We start from the raw sequence: 4,065 nt of genomic DNA, 5'->3' as shown, positions 1-4,065 counted from the left end.
AACACTCCACCGGCACTGAGGGGGTAATGTCTCTTTCCAATCTGGCCATGGTTACCGGCAAATTGGGCAGAAGCGGCTGCGGCGTCAACCCGCTCCGGGGGCAGAACAATGTGCAGGGAGCCTGCGATATGGGAGCTCTTCCCGGAGATCTCCCCGGCTATCAGAAGATTACCCGGGATGACGTGATTGAGAAGTTTGAAAAGGCCTGGAATGTCAAGCTCAGCAGAAAGCCCGGACTTCATGCCACGGATGTCTTCCCCGCCGCCGTTAAGAAGGAGGTCAGAGGACTCTTTATCTTCGGCGAGGATCCGGTGATTACCGATCCCGATCAGGGGCACGTGATCAAGGCTCTGGAGAACCTGGACTTCCTGGTGGTCAGCGATCTTTTTATGACCAGAACCTGTCAGTATGCCGATGTGGTGCTTCCGGGAGTAAGCTATGCCGAAAAGGAGGGCACCTTCAGCAATACGGAGCGGCGGGTGCAGCGCGTGCGCAAGGCGGTTACCCTGGACGGGGAAATGCGTCCCGACACGGAGATCTTCATTGATCTCATGAACCGCATGGGTTACCCGCAGCCTTACCTCCGGCCCGATGAGATCATGGATGAAATCGCCAGTCTGACTCCCAGCTTTGCCGGCATCAGCCACCGGCGTCTGGATGCGGGGGAAAGTCTGCAGTGGCCCTGTACCTCCAGGGATCACCCCGGAACTCCCATTCTGCACGTGGGCAAATTCACCCGCGGCATCGGCTGGTTCTATCCTGCCCGCTACTGCGAGAGCCGGGAGCTTCCGGATGCGGAGTATCCTTTTATCATGATGACCGGACGCATCCTCTACCACTACAACACCATGGCGATGACCGGAAAAACCCGGGGTCTCGTGGAGAAGGAGGGGCACTCCTTTATTGAGATCAATACCGAGGATGCCCGGAGGCTGGGCATTGCCGATCGGGAGCAGGTGAAGCTGACCTCCCGGAGAGGTTCCATTGAGTCTCAGGCTCGGGTCAGCGACAAGGTATCGCCGGGAGAAACCTGGATGCCGTTCCATTTCCCGGACGGTCTCGCTAATATTCTGACCAATGCCGCTTTGGATAAGTATGCCCGGATACCGGAATACAAGGTCTGCGCTATCAGGATAGAGAAGCTGCCGTAAGGGGCGAAACGAGCCGGAGAGGTTTTAAAAATGAGAAATACGGGTTCGTCAGGATCCGTATTTTTTTTTGCCCTGACTCCGGCAGCGGGTCCTGCCAAAATCGGCAGGGCGGATCTGAGAGAATCGGGAATGAACAAGAAAAGCGAGCAAGGAACCGGCGGCAGGAAATTCAGGAAGCTTTTTGGGGAACTCTATGCTTGCCCGTACCTTTCTTATTCCGGTAATGCCCCTGAATATTACTGTTTTCTCTTGCTCTTCAAAAGCTGCTTGTGCTTATACATATTTTTGTCGGCGCGTTCCACCACGGCTTTAATGCTTTTATCAGTTTTCGGATCAAAGCATGAATATCCGAAAGCAACGGCCATATCTCCGTTTTCCGCGTGGTAATTCATCATACTGTCGAATGCTTTGAAGAGTTCTTCCCGGTGATCGTAATCAACACGCTCCAGTATGGCCACAAATTCATCCCCGCCGATGCGGAAAACCGGGCTGTGACTGAAAGTCTGGCAGATAGTGTGAGTAGCTTTCTTGATATAAATATCGCCGGCGTTGTGTCCCTGAGTATCGTTAACGAGTTTAAGATTGTTGAGGTCAAACAGCACTGCGGCAAATGCTGACACTTCCATGCTGGCAATACGTCCATCCATTTCACGGCAGGCTTCATCATAAGCATTTTTGCTTTTTACTCCGGTAAGAGGATCCCGGTAGGCGATCCTAGTAACCGATATCAGCTTCTGCTGCTGTTCATTGATCTTGCGTTCGGCGCGCAGCTTTTTAATCAGCAGAAACTGGATTACTGAAAAAATGGAAACAATAAGGATAACCACGGAGATCCAATGATTTTTCAGCACATCCATTACCGGTATTTTATGGTTGGGGTATGCATAGCTGGCCACTGCATACTGCATATCATCAGCGGATACCAGATGAACTAATTTGCTGAGCACGGCATAAAGCTCCGGAGTATCTCTTCTTACGGCAAAGGACATGCCCATGGTTTCGCCGGTGTGCATATGCACGAGGCCGTAGTTATCGGTCATTTCCTCGAACTGATTCAGCCGGTAACTGGGGACAATAAGGCTGTCTGCTTCGCCTTTCTTTACCATGCGAAAGCACTCTTCCACCGGGGAGCAGCTTTTTATATTCCAGTTCGGAGCGCTGTCCCTGATAAAAGTCTCATAACTGGTGTTGCCGGCGTTAATGGCCACGGTAAGATTCATGTTCGGCATACCAATTACCGGGGTGTCAGGCCTGACAAGAAGCGTCATTTCTGTGTTAATAAGCGGGGAAATGGGAAACATCTCATGTTTCTCCCCGTCATCAGAGCTGATATTAATGGGAAATATGCTGTCCACTTCACCACGTTTCAGAGCCGCCAGAGCATCCTCCGTCGAGGCAAAGGGGATGGTTTCAAAGTGAATGCTGGCATTTTTAAGCCGTGTCGCGACTGCTTCCAGATAGTCCTTCAGGGCTCCGGTAAGTTCTCCGGTCTTTTTGTCCTGAGAGCAGAAGGGCAGGTAATCATCCAAATATCCGATGGTAATGGGGCCGTGTTTGGTGAGCCAGGCTTCAAGCTCCGGGGAGACATAGGCGTTTGTTTTGGCAAGGAGCAGGTATTCCTCAGTCAACCGGTGGTTATAGAGGGGATCCTCGTCATGAATGGCGAACATGGCTTTGTTCAGTTCATTCAGGATATCGGGGCGTTTTTTGTTAACGGCAAAAAAGAAATCGGAGGAGCCAATCTTGCTGACGGGCTCAATTTGATACCGGGCGCCGTAGCTGTCCAGAGCAACCAGGGTGTCCAGTTCTCCCCGTTTCAGTCTGTCTACGGCCTCGTCTCCGGTATTGGTGATATATTCGATATTTATGTCAACCCCGTTTCTTGCGGCCCAGTCCCTCAGCATCCCGGACTGGATGCTGCTCTTGTTGACTCCGACATGCTTTCCGTTATAAGAACTCAGGTCATCCGGGACGATGGAGGAATTTTCAGGAATGACGAAGGAGTAGTACGATTCAGTTCCCATGGGCAGATTGCTGAATAGCATATGTTCTTCGCGTTCCTTGACATAGGAGACGTCGCTCAAAAGATCGATCTCCCCGTTCATCAGCATCTGAAACAGATTGGACCAGCTGCCTTCTACATATTCATAGACCCAGCCGGTGTGGGCGGCGATTCTTTGCTGGTATTCGTAGGCAATGCCCCGGCGGCGCGCGAACTGATCCTTGTAGCAGTAGGCTGAATCATACCAGCCGACCCGCACAACCTTTGCTTTGCCTTCGGCGGCACCGGCGCTGAGAGAGAGCAGGATATTAGCTATTACCGCAACAAGGAGCAGGGCGGTAATCCGGCGAATCCGCAGCCGCATAAATTCTGCCGTCGCTGTCTTCATGAAGACAGCGTGTACCGAAAAGTGTTTTCTTTTCCGATGTAGCGAGTCTGTCTTAATAACCAAGTGCTGCCTGTGCTCATGTTTGAAGAAAAACAGTTGCAATAATCCCGCTTTCTAATAATGACGCTCATAGTCATCCGGGAAACCGTGCCTGAAAAAACTTGAGCAGCGGCATTCCCGGGCGGTGATAAGTCGTATTGATTGTCCCAAACCTGCCTTATTTCGCCGAGGCAGGCAATATTCGGCATTTTAAGCAGCGCAGAAAAGCCTGCCTGAAATGCCTGAAGGATCTTGAAATGACGTCAGAAAAAGCAGCCCTTTTGGAAAATACTGTCAGCCGTAATAACGGCCGCTTTAGCGCTTTTTCTTAATGCCTGACATGGAAATGGGCAATCAGTTATCCAATATTATTATCATTCACTGACCCGTTACGTTTTTTTGCCTTCCCGGGCGGGGAACTAAGCAAGCAGCTTTTATGGCAAAAAGATCTTTAACGGATACCGGGGTGCGTCTTCATACCGAGA

Annotated in this window: 2 protein-coding genes; one reads left to right on the top strand and one right to left on the bottom strand. The window is 51.2% G+C overall.

Features of this window, described 5'->3' with window-relative positions; genetic code table 11:
* A partial coding sequence (locus tag ACJROR_RS06330; RefSeq protein ID WP_406546366.1) for a molybdopterin oxidoreductase family protein occupies window positions 1–1,151 on the top strand: 1,151 nt, incomplete at its 5' end.
* 236 nt (window positions 1,152–1,387) lie between these two features.
* On the opposite strand, the gene ACJROR_RS06325 is transcribed toward ACJROR_RS06330, so the two are convergent.
* On the bottom strand, window positions 1,388–3,517 hold the full coding sequence (locus ACJROR_RS06325) for a transporter substrate-binding domain-containing protein (protein WP_406546365.1): 2,130 nt from the start codon (window positions 3,515–3,517) through the stop codon (window positions 1,388–1,390).
* Window positions 3,518–4,065 lie beyond the last annotated feature (548 nt).

It is taken from the genome of Succinimonas sp. (assembly GCF_045225735.1).
Classification (GTDB): Bacteria; Pseudomonadota; Gammaproteobacteria; order Enterobacterales; family Succinivibrionaceae; genus Succinimonas.
The sequence above is the reverse complement of the archived record's forward strand: the minus strand, read 5'-3'. Positions and strand labels throughout refer to the sequence as shown.